This window comes from Micromonospora sp. BL1 (assembly GCF_003667485.1).
Classification (GTDB): Bacteria; Actinomycetota; Actinomycetes; order Mycobacteriales; family Micromonosporaceae; genus Micromonospora; species Micromonospora tulbaghiae.
This window is the reverse complement of record NZ_RCVK01000223.1, coordinates 50,659-74,975: the sequence shown is the minus strand read 5'-3', so window position 1 is coordinate 74,975 and position 24,317 is coordinate 50,659. Positions and strand designations below refer to the sequence as shown.

Annotated in this window: 9 protein-coding genes; 7 read left to right on the top strand and 2 right to left on the bottom strand. The window is 74.9% G+C overall.

Annotated features, from left to right (window positions below):
- The first annotated feature begins 22 nt into the window (after positions 1 to 22).
- From EAD96_RS13415 to EAD96_RS13385, 7 genes are all read left to right on the top strand, one after another.
- Positions 23 to 16,741, top strand: a complete 16,719-nt coding sequence (locus tag EAD96_RS13415) for a DUF6531 domain-containing protein (RefSeq protein ID WP_305034161.1) — start codon at positions 23 to 25, stop codon at positions 16,739 to 16,741.
- Between the two features lie 77 nt (positions 16,742 to 16,818).
- Positions 16,819 to 17,142 carry a YrhB family protein gene (locus tag EAD96_RS13410; protein WP_121684490.1) on the top strand — a complete coding sequence of 108 codons (324 nt, stop codon included), beginning with the start codon at positions 16,819 to 16,821 and terminating at the stop codon, positions 17,140 to 17,142.
- 63 nt (positions 17,143 to 17,205) lie between these two features.
- The gene (locus EAD96_RS13405) at positions 17,206 to 17,568 is read left to right on the top strand and encodes a type VII secretion system-associated protein (protein ID WP_121684489.1); all 363 of its coding nucleotides are present in this window, start codon (positions 17,206 to 17,208) and stop codon (positions 17,566 to 17,568) included.
- A complete protein-coding gene (locus tag EAD96_RS13400; protein WP_121684488.1) occupies positions 17,568 to 18,071 on the top strand; it encodes a type VII secretion system-associated protein in 504 nt (167 codons plus the stop codon). The genes EAD96_RS13405 and EAD96_RS13400 overlap by 1 nt, the downstream gene beginning before the upstream one ends.
- Positions 18,068 to 18,988: a hypothetical protein gene (locus tag EAD96_RS13395; protein WP_121684487.1), complete on the top strand. Its 921-nt coding sequence runs from the start codon at positions 18,068 to 18,070 to the stop codon at positions 18,986 to 18,988. Before EAD96_RS13400 ends, EAD96_RS13395 begins: the two co-directional genes overlap by 4 nt.
- 127 nt (positions 18,989 to 19,115) lie before the next feature.
- On the top strand, positions 19,116 to 20,048 hold the full coding sequence (locus EAD96_RS13390; protein ID WP_121684486.1) for a hypothetical protein: 933 nt from the start codon (positions 19,116 to 19,118) through the stop codon (positions 20,046 to 20,048).
- Complete coding sequence (locus tag EAD96_RS13385; protein ID WP_121684485.1) at positions 20,045 to 20,944, top strand: GlcNAc-transferase family protein; 900 nt, start codon at positions 20,045 to 20,047, stop codon at positions 20,942 to 20,944. Before EAD96_RS13390 ends, EAD96_RS13385 begins: the two co-directional genes overlap by 4 nt.
- On the opposite strand, the gene EAD96_RS13380 is transcribed toward EAD96_RS13385, so the two are convergent.
- Both EAD96_RS13380 and EAD96_RS13375 read right to left on the bottom strand, forming a co-directional pair.
- Complete coding sequence (locus tag EAD96_RS13380; protein WP_121684484.1) at positions 20,945 to 23,089, bottom strand: S8 family serine peptidase; 2,145 nt, start codon at positions 23,087 to 23,089, stop codon at positions 20,945 to 20,947.
- 325 nt (positions 23,090 to 23,414) lie between these two features.
- On the bottom strand, positions 23,415 to 24,155 hold the full coding sequence (locus EAD96_RS13375; protein ID WP_121684483.1) for an alpha/beta fold hydrolase: 741 nt from the start codon (positions 24,153 to 24,155) through the stop codon (positions 23,415 to 23,417).
- Positions 24,156 to 24,317 lie beyond the last annotated feature (162 nt).

Below are 24,317 nucleotides of genomic sequence, written 5' to 3'. Positions count from 1 at the left end.
GCCACCACCCGGCGTGCCGGGCATGCTCCCACCGCCGCCGCCGCCGGGCATGCGGCCACCACCCGGCGTGCCGCCACCGCCGCCGGCCGGTCCCACGACCCAGGCCGTCGACCTGACCCCGACGGACCTCTCACCCGCCACGCTGCGCAGCCGTGCGCCGCGGCCCGTGCCGACCCCCGTCGGTCAGAAGCTGAACGAGAAGTACGACGTCGTGCACGTCGTGGACCAGGGATCGCCCGGCCTGGGCCACCAGGCAGCGACGATCGCGATGCTCGACGGGCTGGCCGCCACCGGCTACCGGGGCACGGTCGTGCTCACCTATCCCGGCAACAAGACGCCCTACTACGCCGCGCAGCTCGGGCGGCAGGAGGAGTTCGAGACCCCGGCGGGCTCGTACGACCTGTTCCATCGGGAGTGGACCGGCCACCGCGGCGGGATGGACGTCGTCATGCGCCCGCAGGGGCCGCCCGGCACGCGCGAGGAGGCCTGGAAGACGACGGACTGGCCCGGCGCGCCACGGGCCAAGGCGTGGCAGGTGGCGCGGCAGCAGGAGTTCCGGGACAAGAAGGTCCGCGAGCAGAACCACACCCAGAGTCTGCGCCTGGACGAGGTCGGCAGCAGGCCGCTCCCCGAGGGCGACGTGTTGACCGTGCTGCCGGCCGTCGACGTACCGAAGAACGACGACGGCTCGGAGCGGACCGCGGAGCAGAAGCAGGAGTGGTTCCAGCAGGCGTGGGCCGGTCCGCTGCGCGACGCCGCCGGTGGCAGGGACCACGACGTCGTCACGCTCCAGCCGTTCCTGTGGGACCAGTTCCCCCGGCAGGTCCGCAGCGCGGACGGGACGATCACTGATCTCGACCGGGCCTCGACCGGGGTGCCGGCCTACCGCCGCCCGCCGCCCGCCGATCCGCCGCCCGCCCGGGACGTCATCACCACCACCGGCATTCCCGGGGCCGACGACCTCGCGGCCCTGGTCGACGACCACGCCACCGACGTGGTGCTCGTCTACTACGGCGACACGCCCGACACTCCCCCGCACCAGGCGGTCGTCGACCGGCTGGCCGCCGCCGCCCGCCCCGACCGGCCGACTGTCGTCCTGGTCCTCGGCAACAGCGAGCGCGGCTTCACCACGAGCAACGCCGACGTCCACGTCGCCGCGCTGCCCCGCGTCACACCGGAACAGATGGCCGGGCTCCAGAACCGCGCCACGCTCGTGGTCACCGAGGGTGCGAACACCTGGCAGGAGTCCCTCGCGGCGGGCAAGCCCACACTCTCCGTGACCGGGGCCGCGGGTGACACCCGGCCGTGGGAACACGAGCCCGCACCGGTCCGGGACGACTCCGCCCGAAGTGGCCACGACCTGCTCGTGAACGCGTCGGAGTACCTGCGCAGCGGCGGCGACCCCGCCACGGTGCGGGACTTCGTCCAGGACGACGACGGCGGCGTGCGGACGTACTTCGACGGGTGGCGGGACGCGCTCGGCCGGACCGGCTCCGACCAGGTCGACCAGGCCCTCGCCACGGTCACCGGCCTGCCGCTGGACCCGGACGCGCGCCCCCGCACCGACACCGCGCCGGGCGCTCCCCCGGTCGACGACACCTTGCGCGTCCCGGGAGTCCCGCCGCCCCGGCTCGCCGCGCCCAAGACCCGCGACGAGATCGACCGGGCGCGCGCCGCGCAGCACGACACCGCGCCACGGCGGGTCGCGAACACCAGCGCGTACGACGTCATCGACCGTGGGCCCCATCCCGACACCCGCGTGCCCGACGTGGTCGCGCGCTCGTACGAGCAGGCCGGCCTGCCCCTTCCGGCGGGCGACCGGCCCCGCCCGCGCCTCGACGCGGTCGACAACCGGATCGCGTACGACCATCGGGTGCTGGACGTCGACGGCCGCAGGGTGCAGGACTTCACGGTGAAGGTCTTCCTCGACGCCCGGGACGACACGGCGGCGGCCGCGCGGCCGGACGTCGAGACCCGGGTACGCGACGCGGTCGACCGGATCTACAACCAGGGCTTCCGGATCGGCGCCGATCAGCTGAACGTCACTGTGGAGTTCACGACCCGGCCCAGCGACGCGCACGCCACCGTCGCGCTGCACGGCACCCGGTCGCCGACCACCCAGACCAGCTGGTCGACGCACTCCTCCGACCTGGATCTCGCGCACGAGATCGGGCACTTCCTCGGCCTGCGCGACGAGTACCCGGTGGCGGACCGCGCCCTGGACGGCACGTTCGTCAAGGGCGACAACTCGTTGATGGCGACCACTACGCCGGACCAGGACCCGCGGCTGCTGGCGCGCAACGTGAACCGGATCGCCGGTCAGCGGTCCGACGTGCTCTCGCCCGACCGCGGCGGACTGCCGCCCCGCACGGTGCCGGTCCGGTTCGAGCCGGTACGGGTGGCCGGCGGCCGTAACGCGCGGTTCGACGAGCTGACCCGGCACACCCGCGAGGTCGGCCCGGGCAACTACCGGCAGGAGACGGCCGACCTCAGGGACGAGGGCGCGCCGATCGGGTTCGTCGTCAACTCGATGCTGCCCGCCGACGACGTCGACCAGATCCCCGAGGTGGTCCGCGCCGTCACCGAGGGCCTGGACCCGGGCACCACAGTCGTGTTCGTCTTCGGCGTCAACACCACCGCCGAGGTGCCCGACCTCGCCTTCCGGGAGGCGGTCGCCCGGGCGGCCCGGCTCGCGGAGAGCCTCGACGTGCCGGTGGCGGTGAACGGCTACGCCGTCGGCACGAAGAACGGCAAGTTCCCGTACGGCCGCACCCGCAACCAGGTGCTCCGCGACCCGGACACGGTGGCCGCGATCCAGGGCCTCGCGCAGGGCGGCCCGGACGGCGGGGCCCGGCGCTACCCGTACGTGTCGATCCAGGACTTCGACCTGGGCGCCCGTACGACGGCCGACGGCACCCACGTCTTCGACCGCGTCGACCGCGAGACCCGCTTCGACCCGGACGCGACCGGACCGCAGGACGAGCCACCGGCCCGGCCTCTGATGATCTCCGGCGGTTACCGCGTCGGTGACACCGAGGAGCTGATCCGGCGCACCCGGGAGCGGCTGGAACGACGCGCGCGCGACCACCGGGCGAGGATCGACGACCTCGCCCCGGGCGACGATCGCACGACCGAGGAACAGAAGCTGGCCGCCGTGCGCAACGGCCTCGCCAGGCTCGACACGCAGGCGGGCCGGGACGCCTTCGTCCGGGACTTCACCACTGCCGTGGACGAGGACATGCGGTCCCGGGACCGGCAGGCCACCGTCCACCCGATGCTCCCGTACTCGCCGGAGCCGAACCTGTTCGTCGACGGCCTGCTCACCCTCGGCCGGCCCGAGGTCCGGTTCGGTGACGCGGGCGCGGAGTTCCTCCTGCTGGCCGAGAGCCTGCACCAGGCGTACGGCGCGGAACTGGCCGTCGCCCACGGCGCGGCGACGCCGGCGGACCTGCCCGCTGACGTCCTCACCGTCGACGTCCAGGTCGAGTCGCAGAACAACAGGCATCCCGACCGCGACATGGCCTTCATGACGGACTTCGTGGGCGCCGCCACGCCCACCGACCTGTCCCGGCTCGCGGCCGAGTTCGCCGTCGGCAACTTCCTGCCGCAGTCGCACGCCGTGCCGACGAACGTCAACCGGCAGCTGTTCTACACCGAGGGCACCGGCTTCAAGGAGTACCGGGCCGACCTGCGCAAGCCGGCCGTCGCCGCCCCGAAGCCGTTCGCCGCGCCCACCGACCTGTTGCCCGGCCCGTCGTGGACGTGGCAGCAGACGCTCACGCCGCAGCAGCTCCGGCAGCTCGGCGCGCAACCGCACAACCGGTACCTCACCGCCGTCTCGCTGCCGGCGCCGGGCGCCGCCCCGGCACCGGCGGTCCCGCCCGCCGTCGACCCCGACCTGGACCCGGCGCGGCCGGCGCGGACCGTGGGCCTGCCGAACAGCCAGCGCCTCGTCGCCGCGCACCTGCTGGCGACGTCCGACGACGCCGGCACCGTCCAGCAGGAGTTCGCCGCCGCGACCGCCGTCGCCGACCGCGGCGGGCTCGGCCGGCAGCCGGGTTCTCTCTACGACACGATCGCCGCCGAGATGCCCGGCGACGACGCGGACGACCTGCGGATGCGCACGCTGCGCGCCGGCCGGGACGCGATGAGTCTCGACGAGGCCGCGGCGATGCGGCAGCGCAACCCGTACGACAACGGCCATTTCGTCCGCGCCGTGCTCGCCCCCGACCCCGGGCCGCAGCGCCGCGACACGCCGATCGACGACGCCGAGCGGCGACGCATCGCCAATGCGCACGACGTGGTCGAGTTCGCCGCCGCCCGCGGCACCCAGGTGCACCTGATCGTGTACGACGACCCGGCCGGGCCGCCGCGCGACCACCCGGTGGTCGGCGCCAGGCCGCGTGCCCGGCTGGAGTTGCTGCGCACGATCGACCCGTCGGGTCACGTCACCTACGCACGCCATGTGCCACCGCCGTCGACCCCGGCGAGCGACACCGACAGCGACGGCGACAGCGATTCCGGCGGCTTCGGCCTGTTCGGCGACGACGACGGCTACGGCGGCTTCGGCGACGGCTCCGCCGACCACGACAGCGACGGGGACCGCGACGGCGACGGAAGCGACGACGCTCTCGTCCCGTCCGCGCCGGCCGACGACCCGGCCACCCGGTCGACCGCCGACGCCACCACCGCGGAAGAGACCGCAGCGGAAGAGACCCCCGCCGCGGAGGACACCCCAGGCGAGACCACCGCCGGACGGGACACCGCGGAAGAGACCACCGCGGAAGAGACCACCGCCGGCGAGGACACCGCGGGCGGGACGTCGTCGGCCACCGGGACCACCCCGGCGCTTCCGTCGCCCGACGCGGTACGCCGGAGCCTGCCGTCGTACCTGCGGGAGAGCCGCACCCTCGGCCTCGCCGAGCAGTTGCGTGCGACCGAGAACGCGGCGCTCGGCACGGCGCTGCGGACCCTCGACCCCGGCCTGTCCGACGACGTGGTCGCCGCGGTGGAGGCGGACAGCCGCGACGACGTGGACCAGTTCCTCGGCGAGGGCCGACCGTATCCGGTCACGATCGGCGGGCGTCCCGCCGAGCTGCGGGTCACCGCCGTCCTCGACTGGGACGCGCTCACCGTGGACCGGGCCCACGACGACCCGCGCAAGGTCACCGCCAAGACCCGGGAGAACCTCACCCACACGCTGCGCCACAACCGGGACCGGCACGTCGAGCCGAAGGCGACTGTCACCGCGATGCCCGGTGTCGTCATCGGGATCGGCGGCTCGGTGCCGACGGCGCCCACCGTCGAGTACTCCGCCGCCCACAAGGACACGTACACGTCCACCACCACTGTCAAGGTCACCGGACTGACCGAGGTGACGGTGCCGATCCGGTTCGTGGCCCGGCTCGTGCGGCCCGGCCGTCCCGCCGCCGAACCGGTCGAGACCTCGGGGAGCGTCGCTCTCGCCGTACACACGGGGTTGCGGACGGCAGACGCGACCGCCACCGCCGCCGCGGACCGTGCGCTCGACGCGCCGGTGCCGGCCCGGTTCGGGGTGGAGAGTGTCCGGAGCCGGCCGGCCGATCCGGGCGCCACGTTCTTCGACCAGGTGGAGGCGATCCTCGCCGAGGACGGCATGGCCGACCTCGTCCGGATCGGCGCGCCCGGCCGCCCGGTGATGCAGAAGCTGCTCAGCGACGCGACGTTCTCCGGCAGCCTGCCGGCGATGGTGGTCACCGACCCGGCGAACGTCCACGACGGCTGGGTGCGGTCGGGTTCGCTGCCGCGCGCCGCGCGCACCGGCTGGCGGCGTTTCTTCCAGGGCCGGGCCCGGCAGGTCGAGGTCCGCCTGGTCGCCCGGCAGGTCGAGGAGGTGGAGCGGGTCGACGGGCTCACCCACGTCGACACGTCCGCGTTCGGCGGCGAGGGCGCGAGCGCCGCCGCCACCAAGCGGCCGTGGGGTCTGTGGGGCCTCGCCGGCGCCGGAGTGGACGCCGCGCCGCTGAGCCTGGTCGTCGGGCCGCGCGTCGGCGGCGGCCGGGAGCGTGGCGCCACCCAGACGATCGCCGAGCGGACCGGCGGCAAGCAGACGGTGACGGGCACCGCGCCCGGCGTCCGCTACCGCGTCGAGTACGGCGTCCAGGTGCGCGTCCTGGGCCGCGCGCCGCGGATGCTGTCCGGTTCCGTCGACGCGCTCCAGTGGACCACCGGCGACCGGCTCCCCGGCACCGCCCTCGACCCGGACGGCCGGGAGTGGCGCGGACGGCGCGGCGCCGACCGGACCCACTTCGCACCGGCACGCGTCGAGCAGGGCGAGTCGTTCGGCGGCGCGTACCTGACCCGGGTCGGCGACCGCAGCCTGTACGAGACGGTCGCCGACGCGGTGCGGTCGGTGCCCGGTCACGAGCGGTTCCGCCTGGCCACCCGCGACGAGATGCTGCGGCACTTCGGCGACGAGCAGCTCGCCGACGGGCTGACCCCCGAACTCCAGGCGGCGCTGACCCGGTCCACCGACCTGCGGACGCAGCTCTCCCCCGACCAGCTGCGTCACCTGGCGGACCGGATCGTCGGCCCCGGGCTGAAGATCCCGCTGATCCGCACCGGCACGTTCCACGACCACGTCACTGTGGTGACCATCCGGGGCAGCCTCGGCGACGTGTCCGACGGCGACCTGCTCGACCACGACAAGATCGGCACCGCCGCCAAGCGGACCGCCAGGTCCACGGTGACCAGCGCCCGCGACGACAGCCGGTCGGCCGAGCTGAGCCTGGAGCCCCGCATCCTCGGCCCGCTCGGCCAGGCCGCCTCGACGCTGCTCGGCGGTCCGCGCGCCGCGCTCACCTGGGGCACCACCGACGAGAGCGCCGTCACCGGCGGGCAGTCCACCGAGAGCGACCACGGGCCGGCGCTCGACGACGACGGCAAGCCCACCGGGGTACGGCTGCGCGAGTTCGCCGCCACCCTCGACCTCACCGTCAGCACCCGGTCCACGGTGCGGGTCAACCAGGCCGGGCGGCAGCTGTCCCTCGGGACGTACGGCCGGGACGTGCCCACCGTCGTCGCCACGTCCGAGCAGCGTCCCCGCACGCACCGCCTCGACGTGCGCATGCTGGTCCCGGAGACGCGCGTGTCCCGGCAGCGCCCCGCTGCGGAGCCCGGCCCGGTCCCCCGCGACGTGGAGACCATGGCGTACCCGCCTCCGCTGAGCCGGCTGACCGGCGGGCCGCACGATCTCGACGGACGCCGGGTGGAGTCGTTCGTCGGCGCCGACCGGTTGCAGGAAGCGGTAGTCGACACGCTGCGCGACGCCGGCCGGGACGACGTCTACGCGGTCGAGGACGGCCTGATATCCACAGTGGTCGCCGACGAGTTGTCGCCCGAACGCCTCACCGGTGACGCCGAGCTGTTCAGCCGTCCGCTGGCACTGAGCAACCTGTGGCACGGCCGCCGGGCCGCCGACGCCCGCGCCGACGTGCGGGTACGGCTGCGGCCCACCAACCCGACGGTGCTCGACGGCGCCGAGTTCGCCCGGGTCGAGCGGACCTTCGCCAGCGGCACCGCCCGCAAGAGCACGAACGCGCGCGCGATCGAGCTGAGCGTCTCCGGCACCGGCGTCGCCTCGGTCAGCGGGCCGGTCACCGACCACGGCGGCAGCACCGGCCGGCCCGGGGGCGCCGTCATCCTGTCCGTCACGCCGTGGCGGCGGGCGTGGGGGCGGATCAGCGAGCGCAGCGTCTCGGGCGTGTCCAAGCTGCGCCTCGGCGGCGGCCGGGCCGAACGCGAACTGCTGGTGCGGGTGGACGTCGAGGCGGAGGTGGTCGCCGAGGCCCGGCACGACAGCAACCTGCGTCCGCTGGGCCGCTGGCCCGGCGCACCGGCCCGGCGGGCCGGCCGGCGGCTCACCCTGCCCGGCGCGGTCGTCATGCGGATGACCCCGGCGGAGCTGCAGCAGCTCCAGGACCGCGACCGCGCCCGCCGGCACGGCACCGCCGACGTACGGCTGCAACTGGAACACGCCGAGCGGGCCGGGACGCTCCGCGCCGACCAGGACGAGCAGCGCGCGCGGATGGCCCGCGAACAGGCCACGGAACGCGGGAACCTGCTGCGGCGGCAGCACACCGAGCAGCGCGACGCCCGCGCCTACGTCGACCGGGTCCACCGGGACCGCGCGGTCGGCGCGGCGGCCCGGCAACTCGTCGACGACTCCTTCGCCGCACTACAGGACCGCCACCGGCGCGAACTCGGCGAGCTGACCGCCACGCACGACACGGCCACGCAGACGCTGCTGGCGGCGCAGGAGCAGGAGCGGGCCACGCAGGCCGAGCACCAGCAGCGGGAACGCGACCTGGTACGCGAGGCACAGCAGCGGCGCGACGAGGACGCGGCCGGCCCCGGCACGACCGCCCATGCGGCACAGCCGGAGTTCCGGCCCGGACCGCGACTGTCGCTCGGCATCGGCGGCGTCACCACCCACATCGACCTCACCGACCGCATCCCGCACCTGCGGCGTGCCCTGGCCCGGGAGTCGAGCGAGGAACTCGCCCAGGCGATCCTGCCGTCGACCCGGGACCGCGGCCCGAACGACCCGATCCGAGGGCTCGGCAGCACCGGCTTCCTCGGCGCCGCCCACCTGCACCTGGCCGACGCGCTCAACGGCGGCCGGAGCGAGACGGTACGGCTGGAACGGCGGTTCCGGGGCGCCACGTACCACGTCACGCTCACCGCCGAGCCGGTCGGCGAGCCGAGCTTCACCGGCATCGACCTGGTCGACGAACTGTCGGTCACCGACCGCGCTGTGGTCGGCGAGGCGCACACCCGCACCACCTCGCGAACGGCGGCGCAGGTCACGCTGACCGGGCGGGCGCAGGGCACCGAGACCGACCGGGTCGACGGCGACGCCACCCGCACCACCGGGCACGGCCCGGCCTCCGGCACCGTGGCCGCCGGGCTCACCGGCACCGCGGCCCTCGGCAACCAGGCCACCAAGTCGACCGAGCGCACCGGCCGCACGTACGAGCAGTCGCTGACCGTCTCCGGTCCGGTGCCCACGTACCGCGGGCCGGTGCGCCTCACCGTCACCGTCACCGGCAGAGGGCTGCCCGAGGGCGGCGTGTCGGTCCACGCGGTCCACGACGTCACCACGTACTCGGCGACCGAGGGCAGGCAACCGGCCGCCTCCGGCCCGGTCACACCGGTTGCCGACGAGCAGACCACCGACGAGGGACGGCGGCTGTGGCGCGAGGAGGCCGGGTTCGACCGGCTGCCCGAGCCGGGCCGGTTCGCCGTCGAGGACGTCCTGGTCGACCTGCCCGGCCTGCACGACGCGGCCCGGCAGGCGCTCGTCGCCTCCGGCGCCGCACCCGGCCGGGACGTCGACGCGGCGCTGCGCGACACGCTGACCGTGAGCCGGATCAAGGCGCTGCCGGCGATGCTGAACGGCGCGTTCCCGCTGCCGATGCCGGCCGGGCTGGGCCGCGACCTGTTCCTCGACGCCCGCCTGGTGGCCCGCCCGAAGCTCCTGCGCGCGGACGCCACGGTGAAGATCGGCGGCTCGGCGAAGCGCAGCGCGGACACCGAGTACGAGCAGACCGCGGGCCGTTCGTTCGCGCTGAAGACGGCCGGGCCGCTCGTCGTCGGCGGCGTCGGCCATCCGGGCGGCGCGAGCCGGGTGGGCGAGCGGCAGGACTTCGCCGCCGTGAACGCGGCCACGCTGGTCGAGCAGCAGCTCTACCGGACCGACCCGGGCGCCCAGGTGAAGGACGAGGGCAAGGTCGCCGCCGCCACGACCGGCAAGCCGGCCCGGCGCACCGACCCGGACGACAAGCTCACCGCCGCTGTCGAGTACGACGTCGAGTTCCGTTTCGTCGCCCGGTCCCGCGACGCCGCCGGCAAGCACCGGGCCGGCACCGAGGTCCGGGTGCCCGGCGGCTTCGTCGTCCGGCTGGACGAGGCGGCGGCCCGGGACGTCACCGGCCGGGGCCTCCCCCCGGGTCTGCGTACGTCAGCGCTCGCCGTCGCCGACGCGGCGAAGACGCTGTCGGCCGCGGCGGCCCGCCTGGACGGGCTGACCTCCCGGACGGACGCGGACGCGGAGGCCGTCGCCGAGGCCGAACGGGCCCTGACGGAGGCCGAGAACGCCTGGTGGGACGCCTACCGCGCGCACGAGGCCGAGGTCGCCCCGCCACCGGCCCCGGCACCGCCGGTGGACGTGCCCGCCGCCGAGGTGGCCGCGCCCACCGCGCAGGCGCCGGTCGTCGGCGACCCGGTCGACGTCACCACCGGCCGGGTCCTCTACACCGAGGTCGACGCCCGGCTCCCCGGGCTCACCCTGGAACGGACCCACCGCTCCGACTACCGGTGGGGCCGCTGCTTCGGCCCGACCTGGGCCTCCACGCTGGACCAGCGCGTCGTCACCGACGGCACGTACGCGCGGTTCCTGGCCGCCGACGGCTCCATCCGCACGTACCCGATGCCGGCCGAGGGCGACGAGGCGCTGCCGGTCGTCGGCCCCGGCGGGCCGCTGCGCCGGCTGGCCGGCGGCGGCTGGCTGCTCACCGAGCCGGGCCGGTCGCTGCTGTTCGCGCCCGCCGGCGCGCACGGCGACGCCTGGCTCACCGACGTGGTCACCGACCGAACCGGATGGCGGATCGAACGCTCCGGTGACGGCACACCCGAACTCCTGCTCTCCGCGTCCGGCCTGGTCGTGGTGCCGCACCTGGCCGGCGGCCTGGTCGTCGGCGCGCACGTCCGCGCCGAGGACGACACGGTCCACCTTCCCTCCTTCGGCTACGACGAGCGGCGGCGCCTGGTCGAGGTCCGCAACTCCTCCGGTCAGGAGACGCGGCTGCGCTACGACGACGCGGGCCGGCTCGTGCGCTGGCAGGACCGCAACGGCGAGTGGTTCGGATACGACTACGACGGGGCGGGCCGCTGCGTCCGGGCCGGCGGCGGCGGTGACCGGCTGCGCTACGCCCTGCGGTACGACGACGGCGTCACGCACGTGACGGACTCGCTGGGCCAGGTGACCCGGTACGAGTTCGACGAGCAGCACCGGGTCACCGCGATCGTCGACCCGCTGGGCGCGACGGTCCGGCAGGAGTGGGATGCGACGCACCGGCTGCTGTCGCGCACCGACCAGCTCGGTCGCGTCACCCGGTTCGACCACGACGCGCGCACGCTCACGCTCCCGGACGGTTCGACCCGCCCGGTCCCGGCGCGCCGGCCCGCGCCCGCGCCCGCGGGCGACGTCGAGTTCGACGCGCTCGGACGGGTCCGGGCGATCTGGGCCCCGGACGGCGCGGTCACGACGTACGGCTGGACCGCCGAGGGGGATCTCGCGTGGCGGGCCCGCCCGGACGGCTCCACGCAACGGTGGTTCTACGACGGTGAAGGGAATCTGGTGGACGTCATCGACGCATCAGGAAGGGCGGTGAGCTTCGAGTACGGCCCCTTCGATCTGCCCACGGCACGGGTGGATCAGGCGGGGAACCGCACCGAGTTCACGTACGACACGGAACTACGACTGACATCGGTGCGGAATCCGGCCGGTCGGACGTGGCGCTACGAGTACGACGCGGCCGGCCGGCTGTGCGGGCAGACCGACTTCGACGGCCGTAGCCAGCGTTACCGGCACGACGAGGCGGGTCAGCTGGTCGCGCACACCGACGCCGCCGGCACCGTCACCCACTACCGCTGGGACGCGCTGGGCCGGGTCGTCGAACGCCGGGTCGGCGACGCCGTCACCCGCGTCGAGTACGACGCCGACGGTCACGTGGCCGCCGTGCTCAGCCCGGACGCGCAGGTGCGGTTCACCCGGGACGCGGACGGCCGGGTGGTGTCCGAGACGATCAACGGGCGGACGGTGCGCACCTCGTACACCGCCTCCGGCGCGGTCGAGACCCGCACCACGCCGTCGGGCCGGTCGAGCCGCTGGACGTTCGACGCCGACGGGCGCCCGGAGAGCCTGACCGCCGGGGAGCACCTGCTCGGCTTCACCCACGACGACGCCGGACGCGAGATCGGCCGGACCATCGGCGGCCTGGTCGCGCTGCGGCAGACCTTCGACGCGGCCGGCCGGCTCACCGGCCAGCACATCGCCGACGGCGCCGAGCGCCGCTACACCTACGACGCCGCCGACCGGGTCACCGCGATCGCCGACTCGCTCGCCGGCGACCTGGCGTTCACCGCCGACGACACCGGCCGCATCCGGGCCGTCGACGGCGACGCCCCGCAGCGGTACGACTACGACGAGGCCGGCAACCTGGTCGGCGCCGGCGGCGGGCGCTGGGAGTTCACCGGCACCATGCTCGTGCGCTCCGACGACGCGACGTTCTCCTACGACGCGAAGGGCCGCCTCACCGGCCGGGTCGACGACGCGGGCGCGTGGCGCTTCGAGTGGGACGCCGAGGACCGCATGGTCCTGGCCGTCACGCCCGGCGGCGACCGCTGGCGCTACCGCTACGACGGTTTCGGCCGGCGCATCGCCAAGCAGCGCCTCGGCGACGGCGACCGGGTGCTGGAGGAGGTGTCCTTCGCCTGGTCCGGCGACCTGATGCTGGAGCAGACGCACCGCGACGCCGCCGGCGCCACCACCACGACCACGTGGGACTACCGCCCGGACGCCCCGGTGCCGGTCGCGCAGACCGACGACGGCACCCTCCGCGCGGTGGTCACCGACCCGATCGGCACCCCGACCCACCTGGTCGAGCCGGGCGGCGGGCTGCGCTGGTGGTCGCGGGGTGACCTGTGGGGACGCGGCGCGGACCGCACCGCGACGCCGCTCGCCTTCCCCGGCCAGTACGTCGACGCCGAGACCGGCCTGCACTACAACCGGTTCCGCTACTACGACCCGGCCACCGGCCGGTACGTCAGCCCCGACCCGCTCGGCCTGTCCGGCGGGCCGAACCCGACCGCGTACGTGAGCGACCCTCTGACCGTCGCCGACCCGCTGGGCCTGACCAGTTGCACGCCCGCCCCGGCGACACCGCACCCGCTGGCCGCTGTGGAACCGGCGCTCGCCGCGCCCTCGGACCAGACGCCCAGCAGCCTGCCCACGAACCCGGCACCGCCGCCGCCGAGCGCGCTCTACGGCATGCCGACCTGGGAGCGGGAGCCCCGACGCCACGCGGACGGCACCGTCACCTACGAGTACGTGGAGCGCGACACCCCGTCGCCGCCGCCGCTGAGCACACCGGTCGGGCAGGTCACCGCGCAGGCCCAGGCATGGTTCGACACTGTCGGTTTCGCCTCGCAGACGACGCTGGCCGACACGTCCTCGGCGGCGTACCAGAGCTACCAGAGCATCCGTTCCGACCTGTACGCGAGCACCGGGCACCGCCCGCGTACCGGTCCCCGCAGCAACCGGGACGGTCACTTCAACGAGCCGATGGTCGGCAACCGCCCGTACAACAACGCGGACGGGACCGGCCTCGGCGACCGGATCGGCGCGGAGTCCGACGGCGGTCGCCGGACCGCCAGCCAGATCGCGAACTACCTGCGGGGGTTCACGCAGATCGACTCCATCACCAGTGCCGCCGGGCGGGAGTTCGCCGCTGTGGTCACGTTCGCCGAGCAGGCCCGTGGCTACACCCAGGAGCGTCACGAGGCGGCGAACGCGCTCCAGGAGATCCACTCCCTGGCGAGGAGCGAACGCGCACAGCACTACTGGGAGAACGTCGGTCACTGGTACGGCCCCGCCCGTCGCGGTTACGCCAGCGAGGAGGACTACGTTCCGCCGTCGCAGCGGCCCCGGCCCGATCAGCTGATCACCGGTGAACGCAGGCGGCAGCGGACCACGATGCACGCCTACGCCGTCGACGGCGAGCCGAGCGGCAGCCGGGACCGGAACGACAGGTCGCGCAGCCCGCGGGACCGCAGCCGTCCCAGCGGCAGCAGCCACCGCCGGGGCCGTCGCCAGGAGTACGGCTTCCAGGGGCAGCAGACCGGTCCGGTCAGTATCGGCACCGCCTCCGCCGCCACGCAGGCGGACACCACGACACCACTGGCCGAGCAGCTGGCGGCGGCGCAGGGCGACCCGCAGGCGCAGGCCCGGATCCTCGACACCTTCCGGGACGCACTGTCGCGGAACGTCACGTTGAGCAACGGGTCGACGTTGCAGATCATGGCCGCCAACTCGCACGGCGACACGGCCAACACCGACGTCGACCTGGAGACGCTCAACGACGCGGACCGGCGGCACCTGCGGCAGATCCACCAGTCCCGTGACAGCGGCAACCAGAACGACTGCATCACGCTCACGATGGCGGTCGACAGCTACAAGCAGTCCGGGTTGATCACCCAGATCCCGCCGCAGACGCAGCCGAGGGAGCTGAGCGACCTCCAGAAGCAGTACCCGGGGCGCACCACCGAGGAGGTCGGCACCCTCCAGGGGCTGGTGGACGCGCTCGGCGCCATGCCGAACGGCACCAACGGCATCGTCGGCTTCCGCACCGGTGGACCGGGCACCGTCGGCCACGTGGTGAACGTGTCGAAGGACTCGCAGGGCCGGGTGACGTTCGAGGACTCGCAGGTCCCCGGTCTGGCCACGCTGCCGCAGATCGGGCCGGACGGTTCCGTCGTCCTGATCCGGACCAGCGACCCGGTGCCCGGCCCGTCCTCCGACGTGGACATGGCGTCGGTCCGCGACGTGGACTCCGACGTGGACATGACCTCGGTCCGCGACAGTGACTCCGACGTCGACATGGCCTCCGTCCGCGACAGTGACTCCGACGTCGACATGGCCTCCGTCCGCGACAGTGACAGCGACGTGGACATGGCGGACTTCTCGCCGACCACCGAGACGTTCGCCGGTGTGGCACCGGAGGCGGTGGCGAAGACCACCGCGCAGACGCCGACGGTGGGTGACCCGATCGACGTCACCACCGGCCGGATGATCCTCACCCACACCGACGCGGTCATGCCGGGGCTCACGCTGGAGCGGACCTACCGCTCCGACTACCGGTGGGGCCGGTCGTTCGGCCGCGCCTGGGCCTCCACCGTCGACCAGCGGATCGTCGTCGACGGCGAGCAGGTCCGCTACCTGGCCGCCGACGGCTCGCTGCTCACGTACCCGCTGCCCGCCGAGGGCGAGGTGGCGCAGCCGGAGACCGGCCGGACGCTGCCGCTGCGCCGGCTGGTGGGCGGCGGCTGGCTGCTGACCGACCCGACGTCCGGCCGCAGCCTGCTGTTCGCCGCGGCGTCGGACACCGAGTCGCTGCTCACCGACGTCACCGACGGCGGCGTCCGCTGGACGATCGTCCGCGACCGCCGGGGTACGCCGACCCGGCTGCTGTCGTCCACCGGGGCCACCGTCGCGTTCACCTCGTCCGCCGGGCTGGTCACGATGGTCTCCCTGCCCAACGCGGCCGGTGACCTGACGGTGGCGTCGCAGTTCGGCTACGACGGCGAGCTCAACCTGATCGAGGTGACGAACTCCTCGGGCGACCCCGAGCGCTTCACGTACGCCGACGGGCGGCTGGTGCGCTGGGAGGACCGCAACGGCGAGTGGTACACGTACACCTACGACGGGGCCGGCCGGTGCGTCGCCACCGACGGCAGGGGCGGCTACCTGCGTTACCGGTTCGACTACCAGCCGGGCCGCACGGTGGTGACCGGCTCGCTCGGCGCGGTGCGCACGTACGAACTCAACGACCGCTTCCAGGTGGTCGCGGAGACCGACGCGCTCGGCGCGACCACGCGCAACGTCTGGGACGAGGCGTACCGCCTGCGGTCCACGACCGACCCGCTGGGCCGCACCACGTCCAGCGAGTACGACGCGCTCGGGCGGCTGACCGCGGTCACCCGGCCGGACGGCAGCCGGTCCACCACCACGTACGACGAACTCGGTCGCGCGGTGTCCTGGACCGACTTCGACGGCAGCACCCGCAACCGCCAGTTCGGCCCGGACGGGCTGATGGTCGCCGAGGTGGACGCCTCCGGTGAGGTGGTCCGGTACGAGCAGCCGGCCGCCGACGGCCGGGGCACGACCACCCACGTCGGACCGACCGCCGTCGTGCGCGACGCGGCCCGCCGGATCACCTCGGTGAGCACCGGGCAGGGCGAGACGGAGTACGTCTACGACACGCTCGGCCGCCTGTTCAGCATGCAGGACGACACCGGTCTCACCGAGTTCGGCTGGACGCTGGAGGGTGACCTGGCCTGGCGGGAGAACCCGGACGGCTCGGTCGAGGAGTTCCTCTACGACGGCGAGGGCAACCTGGTCGAGTGGGTCGACGCCACCGGCCGCCGGACGTTCCGCGAGTACGGCGCGTTCGACCTGGTCACGGCCGAGATCGACGACGAGGGCAACCGCACCGAGTACGCGTACGACACCGAGCTGCGGCTGGTCCGTGTCACCAACCCGGCGGGCGCGACGTGGAGCTACACGTACGACCCGAACGGCCGGATGGTGTCCGAGACCGACTTCGACGGCCGCACCCAGCGGTACGTCTACGACGCCGCCGGGCAGCTCGTCGAGCGCACCGACGCGGCCGGCGAGGTCACGCACTACACGTACGACCTGCTCGGCCGGCTCGTGGAGCGGCGCACCGGCGAGTCGGTGACGCGCCTCGCGTACGACGCGGCGGGGCGGGTCGTCCCCGCCGAGGGTGACGACTCGCCGATCCGGCCGGAGCACGACGCCGCCGGCCGGGTGGTCACCGAGCCGCTGAACGGCGTCACGGTGTCCACCTCGTCCGGCGGTTCCCTGCCGGAGCCGCGCACCGCTCCCGTACCCCGGCGGTGACCCGCCGCCCGCCCCGGCCGTCACGGCGGCCGGGGCGGGCACCCGTCCGACCACCATCGACAGAGAAGGACCACCTGATGAACGTTGACGACGCCCGCACCCGGGCGCAGGCCGCGCTGCGCCGGCTGGAGAACCCGGCGCAGCCGCTGACGCTGCTCGCCCCGGACGCACCGGCCGAGTACGAGTGGTGCTGGGTGTACCCGTTCAACACGGTCCGGGCCACCGAGACCGGCAACATCATGGACACGCTCGCGGTCGGCCCGCTGGTCGTGCCCAAGAACGGCGCCGAGCCCTGGGTGGCGCCGTCCGCCCCGCCGCTGGAGCGCTGGCTCAACGAGTACGCCGCGCGGGAAGGGCTGCCGGCGGTGCCGGTCCCGGCCGCACCGGACCCGTTCGCCTGATCCCGGACGGACGGCCCGCCGTGACCGTACCGTCGCGGCGGGCCGCCGCCACCTGGAGGAACCATGACCCACAGCGCCGAACCGCTCGACGTGCTGCTGCGCCGGATGATGCGCGGTGACGCCACGGTCGAGCAGGTACAGGCCGCGCTGCGTGCCTCCCCGCTCGACCTGGCGATGAACGGCGACGGCCGTCCCCTCGTCGTCCACTCCTTCGACGACACGCCGTGCGTGGTCGTGGCCACCTCGGCCGACGAGCGCGCACGCACCTTCGCGCCGCAGTGGCGCCGGGTCGAGGCGGTCGAGCTGGCCGAGCTGCTGCCGGACGGCATCGACGTCCTGGTCGACCCGGGCGGCCCGGAACCGGTACGGCTGGCCGCCGCGGTCGTCTGGCACGCGCTCCGGTACGAGGACGAGGACGCCGGCTGATGACCGACGACGAGTTCCTGTTCCTGCTCGACCCGGAATGGCCGGCCGGCGACGAGGACGACGAGCCCCCGTTCGAGGCGGTCCTCGGGGTGTGGCAGGCCGGGGCGGACGGCGAGGTGGGCGAGTTCCGGAGCAACCCGGACTACCGCCCACACTTCCCGGACTCCCCCACCGACCCGGTCGACGCCCTGCTACGCCTGGCCGCGGCCGGTGCGGCGCAGCCGGCGCACCTGCGGTCGGTGCTGCGCGCGTCCACCCTCCACCTGGCCGTGAACGGCGACGGGCGGCCGCTCGTCGTCCACGTCCCCGGCGACGAGCGGTGCGTGGTGCTCGCGACCGGCGAACCGCACCGGGAGCCGGTCCCGGCCCCCGGCTGGCGGCTGCTGCACCTGGCGGAACTGGCCGACGTGACCGGTGACCGCGACGCGCTCGTCAACCCCGGCGGCGCCACGCCGGCCCGCCTGGCCGCCGCCTTCCTGCGCGAGACGGCGGCGACGCCGTGAGCACGGGCCCGCTGCACCTGCTCTGCCTGCGCGCCGCGGGCCGGATCCCGGACGGCGACCTCGCCGTCCTGCGTACGCTGCTCGCCCGCGGCGACCACGGCGCCTGCGCGGCACGGCTGCTCGGCGCGTTCCCGCAGTCCGCGGCGGAGATCGCGGCGCTGGCCGCGCTGCTGCCCCCGGAGACGCCGCTGCTGCCCGAACCGGCGGCCGACCAGGACGTGGACGCCGACCCGGCGGCCCTGTTCGTCCCGTTCCCGCCCACCGACCTGCCGCTGTACGCGACGACCGCGCCGCTCGTGGTGGACGAGACGGCGGGCGGCACCGTGGACGGTCTCGACCGGGTGCTGCTCGATGTGCTGGACCCGGCCCGCACCGCCGGGGTGTGGCGCTGCTGGCGGATCACGCGGGGACCGGACGACACGGTGCACGCGGTGCGCGTCTACCTGGTCGAGGCGACGGCGCCGGACGACGAACTGCCCGCGATCAGCGACCGGGGACAGCGGGCGCTCGCCGACGCCGGGCACGCCGCGCCGGTCGAGGTGTACCGGCCCGACCTGCCGCTGCCCGCGTACCAGTGGGCGGCCCGGTCCCGGTCCGCGCTCGTCTGGGCCCCGCAGCCGCCCGGCGAGGTGCGCCTGGCCGCCGACGGGGACGCGCGGCTGCCTGTCGACGACGACGAGATCGCGCCGTTCGTCACCCACCTGCGGTCCGCGCCCGCGCTGACCGCGCACCTGCGTACCGACGGCGCCTGGGTCTGGCCGGCCGCCCTGGCCGACCGGCTGCTGGACGAGGGCGCGCTGGCCGACGAGGGGCTGCTGCGGCACCTGCGGCGGTGCCGGGCCGACCCGCCGCCGCCGGCCGGCGCGGTCGCCGTACACCGGGCGCTCGCCGCCCTGGTACGCGCGGGCGCGCTCTGACCGGCTGCACGAACGCCTCGGGTCGCGGTGTCCTTCGGGCACGAGCCCCGGCGCTGCGCGGTGCTCCCGGCGGCCGCCGTGGTCGAATGCGCCGACGCCCGCCGACGAGGACGCGAGGAGGCCGGGAATGACGGAGCAGGACGAGCTGCACACCGCGCTGCTGCACCTCGGTGGCCGGGTGCCGGACGCGCTGCTCGCCGAGGCGCGGCTGCGGCTCGCCGACACCGGCGCGGTGTCCGTCCCCGAGCCGCCCGGACCGGTGGACCTGGCGTTCACGTTCGCGTCGGCCGTACCGAATCCGCGTGTCTTCGGCGGGCGGGTGCCGCCGCTGGCGGACCTGACCGGCCGCGAGGGCCTGATGGACGACACCGACCGGGTCGCGGTCGCCGCCGCGCGGCAGCAGCCCGGCGCCGTCGCGCTGTGGCGCGGATGGCGGATCGCCCCGGAGTGGGCCGCCTCGGTGATCCCGCCCGCGCCGGTCTACGTGCTGGAGACGAGCGGCCCGCAGGCCGGGACGGCGGCGACCGTGATGCAGGCGCTGGCCGGGGCCGGGATCTCGGCCCCGCTGGTCGAGGTGTACCGACCCGGCGACAAACTCCCGCCCTACTCGGCCGCGGCCCGCCGGTCCGGCGCGCTGCTCTGGGCCGACCGGGACGCCGGGCCGCTGCGGATCGCCCGCGTCTTCGACGAGGTCGACGACGACGGCGCACGCTTCGCGCCGGACCGCGAACGGCTGTCCGGCACGGACCTGGCGCGGGCGGCGGCGTACCTCGACGCGGGCGCGCCGGTGCTCGCCACCACCGCGCGCGGGCTCGACGTGGTGGAGCCCGGACGCGGACAGGTCGTGCCGATGACCTACCGCACCGACGGGAGCTGGCTCTGGCCCGAGTCGGTCGCCTACTACCTCCAGGCATATGGGCTGGCGCCGGAACCGGACCTCCTGGCCCACATCCGGTCGCGCGGCGACCGGCTCCCGGTCACCGATCCCGCCGACGAGCACCGCGCGCTGGCGCTGCTGTTCCAGTCGTACGCCCTCGTCCCGGCGGAGGCGGAGGCGTGACGATCTTCGTGGCGATCGCGTCGTACCGGGACCGGGAACTGGTGCCGACGGTGCTGGACTGCCTGGCCAGGGCGGCACGCCCGGAGGACGTCCGGATCGCGGTGTGCTGGCAGCACCTCGGCGACGAGGACATCTCCGCCATCCGCGACCTGCCGCAGGTGGACGTGCAGGAGTACGACGCCCGTGACAGCCGCGGCGCGTGCTGGGCCCGGGACAAGACGTTCCAGCGCTACCGCGGCGAGGACTGGCTGCTCCAGGTGGACAGCCACACCCGGTTCGCGCCGGACTGGGACGTACGGCTGATCCGGATGGCGCGGGAGACGGGTGCGGCGAAGCCGGTCCTGACCGCGTACCCGGCGAGCTACGAGCCCGATCAGGAGTTCACCGGCGCGGGCGCGCCCGCCGAGATCGTGGTCAGCGACTGGACCACGTTCGGCGTGCCGGTCCTCGGCCAGCGTCTCATCGAGGGGGCCGGGCCCGGCGTACCGCCCAAGCCGGCGCTGTTCCTGGCCGCCGGGTTCCTCTTCGCGCCCGGCTCGTTCGTCGCCGAGGTGCCCTACGACCCGGGCATCTACTTCAACGGCGAGGAGATCACCCTGGCCCTGCGCGCCTTCACGTGGGGCTACGACCTGTTCCACCCCACCGAGGTGCTGGCCTGGCACTACTACATCCGGCAGGACAGGCCGCGCCACTGGAGCGATCACGTCGAGTCCGACTGGGCCCGCTACGAGGAGCTGAGCCGCCGCCGGGTGCTCTACATGCTGCACACCCCGCCGACCGACCGGCTCGGCATCGGACCGGTACGCACCCTGGAGCAGTTCGTGGCGCACACCGGCTGCAACTTCACCCGCCGCACCTGGACCGACATGCTGGCCCAGGAACTCGTGCTGCTCTGATCAGCTGCCGCGCGCCGGCTCCTCGGCGCCGCTCGACCAGCGGGTCTCGGCGATGGCGGTGGCGAGCCGCGCCAGCTCCGGATGCTGCTGCGCGTACGACGTGACGTGCTCGGCCAGCTCGTGCTGGGACTGCCACCGGATCTTCCCGGCCCGCACCAGCGCCCGGTCCAGCGCGAGCGGGTCGCCGCGCAGGTGACGCCGCACGTCGACCAGGACGCCGGTGAGCGACTGCTCCTGCTCGTCGGTGCCGGGTAGCGCCGTCACCATCGCCGGCAGCGCGGCGACCGTCTCGTCGTCCATGCCCGGCACGAGGCCGATGAGCGCCTTCTCCCGCGCCTCCGGTCGGGTCTCGGCCAGGTACGCCATCCCCGCCTCGTCGGCGGCCAGGTGCCGCAGCGCGGGGTCGCGGCTCAACTCCGCCACCGCCGCCGTCACGTCCGGCCGAGTGCCGGCCGGACCTGTGCCCGCCGGATCGGTGCCGGCCGGATCGGTGTCGTCGGCAGCGGTGCCGGCGGCGTGCACGACGGCCGGGCCGCCGAGGTCCGGATCGGTGACCGCCGGGCCGGGGTTCCTCCGGACGGTCGGGACCGGGGCGGCCACGGCCGGATCGATCCGGGTCGCGGCGAGGTCCGTCGCGTCGGTGTGGACGGACGGCGACACCGCCTCGGCCCCGGCGGGTGCCGCTTCCGGCCGCCCGGCACCGCTCCGCGCCGACCTGCGGGCGCGCAGACCCAGCAGCAGGGCGGCGAGCGCCGCCAGCCCGGCGAGCGCCAGCAACGCCGCCCGGCGGCCGATCCCGGTGGAGCCGGACGCCTGCTCGGCCGCCTGTGCTCGGGGCGCCTCCTCGGGCAGCACGGCGGTGACGGAGGCCGTCAGGTCGATCTCCGGCGCGACGCCGCCGGTGGTCTTCGCGGTCTTCAGCACCCGGTTGCGGACCTGCGCCGGGTCGAGATCCGGGTACGCCGACCGGATCAGCGCCGCCTGGCCCGCCACGTACGCGACGGCGAGGTGCGTGCCGGTGCCGCTCACCGGCCGGGTGCCGGTGAGGCCGAGGCTCGTCACGTCGACGCCCGGTGCGACCACGTCCACGCCGCCGGTGCGGTAGCCGTCGGCCGTACCCCCGTCGGCCCTGATCCCGCCGACCCGCAGCACCGCGTCGTGCAGCGGTACGTCCGGGTCCGGCGGCGCCGACTCGCCCACGGCACCCACCACGACCACCGCGCCGGCCTCGACCGCCTCGTTGACGGCGGACACCACCTCCGCCTGACCGAGGTCCACCTGCGGCCCGACCGCGACGACGGAGGCGCCGGAGCCGACCGCCGCCCGGATGCCCGCCGCGCTCGCCGCGGCCGAGGCGCCGGGAGTCCGGCCCGCCACCCGGACCGGCATGACCGCCGCGTCCGGCGCGACGCCGGCCACTGCCGACCCCTTCACCGGCTGCGCCACGATCAGCCCGGCCATCGCCGTACCGGTGCCGAGGCAGTCGGCGTCACCGCGAGCGCCGCCGGTCGCCCGGTCGACGCCCGTCGTGACCCGGCCGGCGAGCGCGGGCAGGCCGCCGGCGACACCGGAGTCGACGACGGCCACGAGCTGGTCCCGGCCCCGGCTGTGCGGCCACGCCTGGTCGGCGGCGATCCGCGGAGCGGCCCACTGTGACCGGGCGTCCGAGGTCGCGGCGGTGCGGCACCCCTTCGGCGGGCGGACGGCCGCGTCGCCGCCGGCGGGTTGCCGCCCGGCCGGCGTGGACGTCCCGGGCGCCGGCTTCGCGGCCGGCGGGACGCCCTGGCGGACCTCGCTGCCGTACGCGTCCCACGGCAGCACCAGCACCCAGCCCGCCCGGAGCCGGGCGCCGTCGGTCAGTGTGGCGCCGTCCGGCTGGATCCGCCCGGTGTTGAGGGCGAACAGCTCGGCGGCCCGCGAGCCGTCGCCCAGGAACCGCTCCGCGATCTCGGTGAGGTTCTCCGGCTCGCCCTGGTGGGTCGCCTCCACCGTGTAGTACTTGACGTGGTCGCCCTCTGCGCGGCCCGCGGGCGCGTGCGCGTTGACGGCGCCGGCTGCCGGTGCGAGCGGCGTCAGCGCGAGCACCGCGGACGCGACGACCGCGGCGAGCACGGTCCGGACGACCGCCGGTGCGGTCCGGGTCACCCGCGACCACCTCGGGCGCCGGTCACGGGCGTGGCCCCGGACGTTGCGTGGTGCCGCGAACGCCGGGCGTCCGAACCATCCGTCATCGATCCACTCTTGAACCCGGTCGAGGAGACTGTCCATACCAGACGGGCAGGCTAGCATCGCGGATCCCCGATGCACGAAGGGCCGCCGGACGGTCCGGACCCGCCGTCCCCGGCGCCCCGCATCCGGCGCGAGACGCAGACCTCCTCCAACGAACGCCGCACGCGTGGTGTGCCGACCGTCGCGGCCGGCACACCCTCTAGACCGTCCTAGGACATCAGTCCGGTCGGGTTGCGGGACGTCACCGCGACGTGGCCCGCGCCGCCGTGTCGATGAGGTCCGCGACGGCCGCCGGCTGCGAGACGGTCACCGCGTGGGACGCATCGACCTCGACCGTCGTCGACCCGGCCCGCTGCGCCAGGAAGCGCTGCAGATCCGGCGGGATCGCCAGGTCCTGGGTGGTGACGAGGGTCCAGGAGGGAATGCTCTTCCAGGCGGCCCGCGTCACGCTGTCGGTCAGCGTGTTCGCCGCGGTCGGCCGCTGCGTGGCCGCCATCACCGCGGCGGTCTCCCGGGGGACGTCGGGGGCGAAGAAGTCCGGATAGGTTTCCTGCTTGACGTACTGGTCCATGTCCGCGCTGCCGTCCTGCACCGGGATCGGCACCGCCTGGATGTTGTCGGCGAGCCGGCTGCCGGGGAACCTCGCGTTCAGGTCGGCCACCGATTCGCCGGCATCCGGGCTGAAGCTGGCGACGTACACCAGGGCCCGGACGTCGGCGGCGCCGTCCGCGGCCTCGGTGATGACCGCTCCGCCGTACGAGTGGGCGGCCAGCACGACCGGTCCGGACAGGCTGTCCACGAGGGCGCGCAGGTAGGCGGCGTCCCCCGCCACACTGCGCAGCGGGTTCGCCACGGCGATGGCCGGATAACCCCGGCGCTGGAGGTCGGCGATCACCCCGTTCCAGCTCGACCCGTCCACGAATGCCCCGTGAACGAGCACGACAGTCGGCATTCCGGTCTCCGGCTTCGGTGCGGCATTCATGTGGCATTCCTTTCGACAGGCCCGGCGGAGACTCCAATATCGGGCACGCGCGGAATCGCTGTCAGCGGAATGGGGAAACGTCGGCGAATGGTCACACCGACCCTCCCGCCGCTATCCGAGGTGCCCGAATCCCGCAACCGGTTCCCATGAACGCCCGGCTGA

What these genes read in the sequence shown, in the direction of transcription:
- EAD96_RS13400 (WP_121684488.1), top strand. Translation starts at nt 17,568, where the DNA reads ATGACCGACGACGAGTTCCTGTTCCTGCTCGACCCGGAATGGCCGGCC.
- EAD96_RS13410 (WP_121684490.1), top strand. Translation starts at nt 16,819, where the DNA reads ATGAACGTTGACGACGCCCGCACCCGGGCGCAGGCCGCGCTGCGCCGG.
- EAD96_RS13415 (WP_305034161.1), top strand. Translation starts at nt 23, where the DNA reads ATGCTCCCACCGCCGCCGCCGCCGGGCATGCGGCCACCACCCGGCGTG.
- EAD96_RS13390 (WP_121684486.1), top strand. Translation starts at nt 19,116, where the DNA reads ATGACGGAGCAGGACGAGCTGCACACCGCGCTGCTGCACCTCGGTGGC.
- EAD96_RS13405 (WP_121684489.1), top strand. Translation starts at nt 17,206, where the DNA reads ATGACCCACAGCGCCGAACCGCTCGACGTGCTGCTGCGCCGGATGATG.
- EAD96_RS13375 (WP_121684483.1), bottom strand. Translation starts at nt 24,155, where the DNA reads ATGAATGCCGCACCGAAGCCGGAGACCGGAATGCCGACTGTCGTGCTC.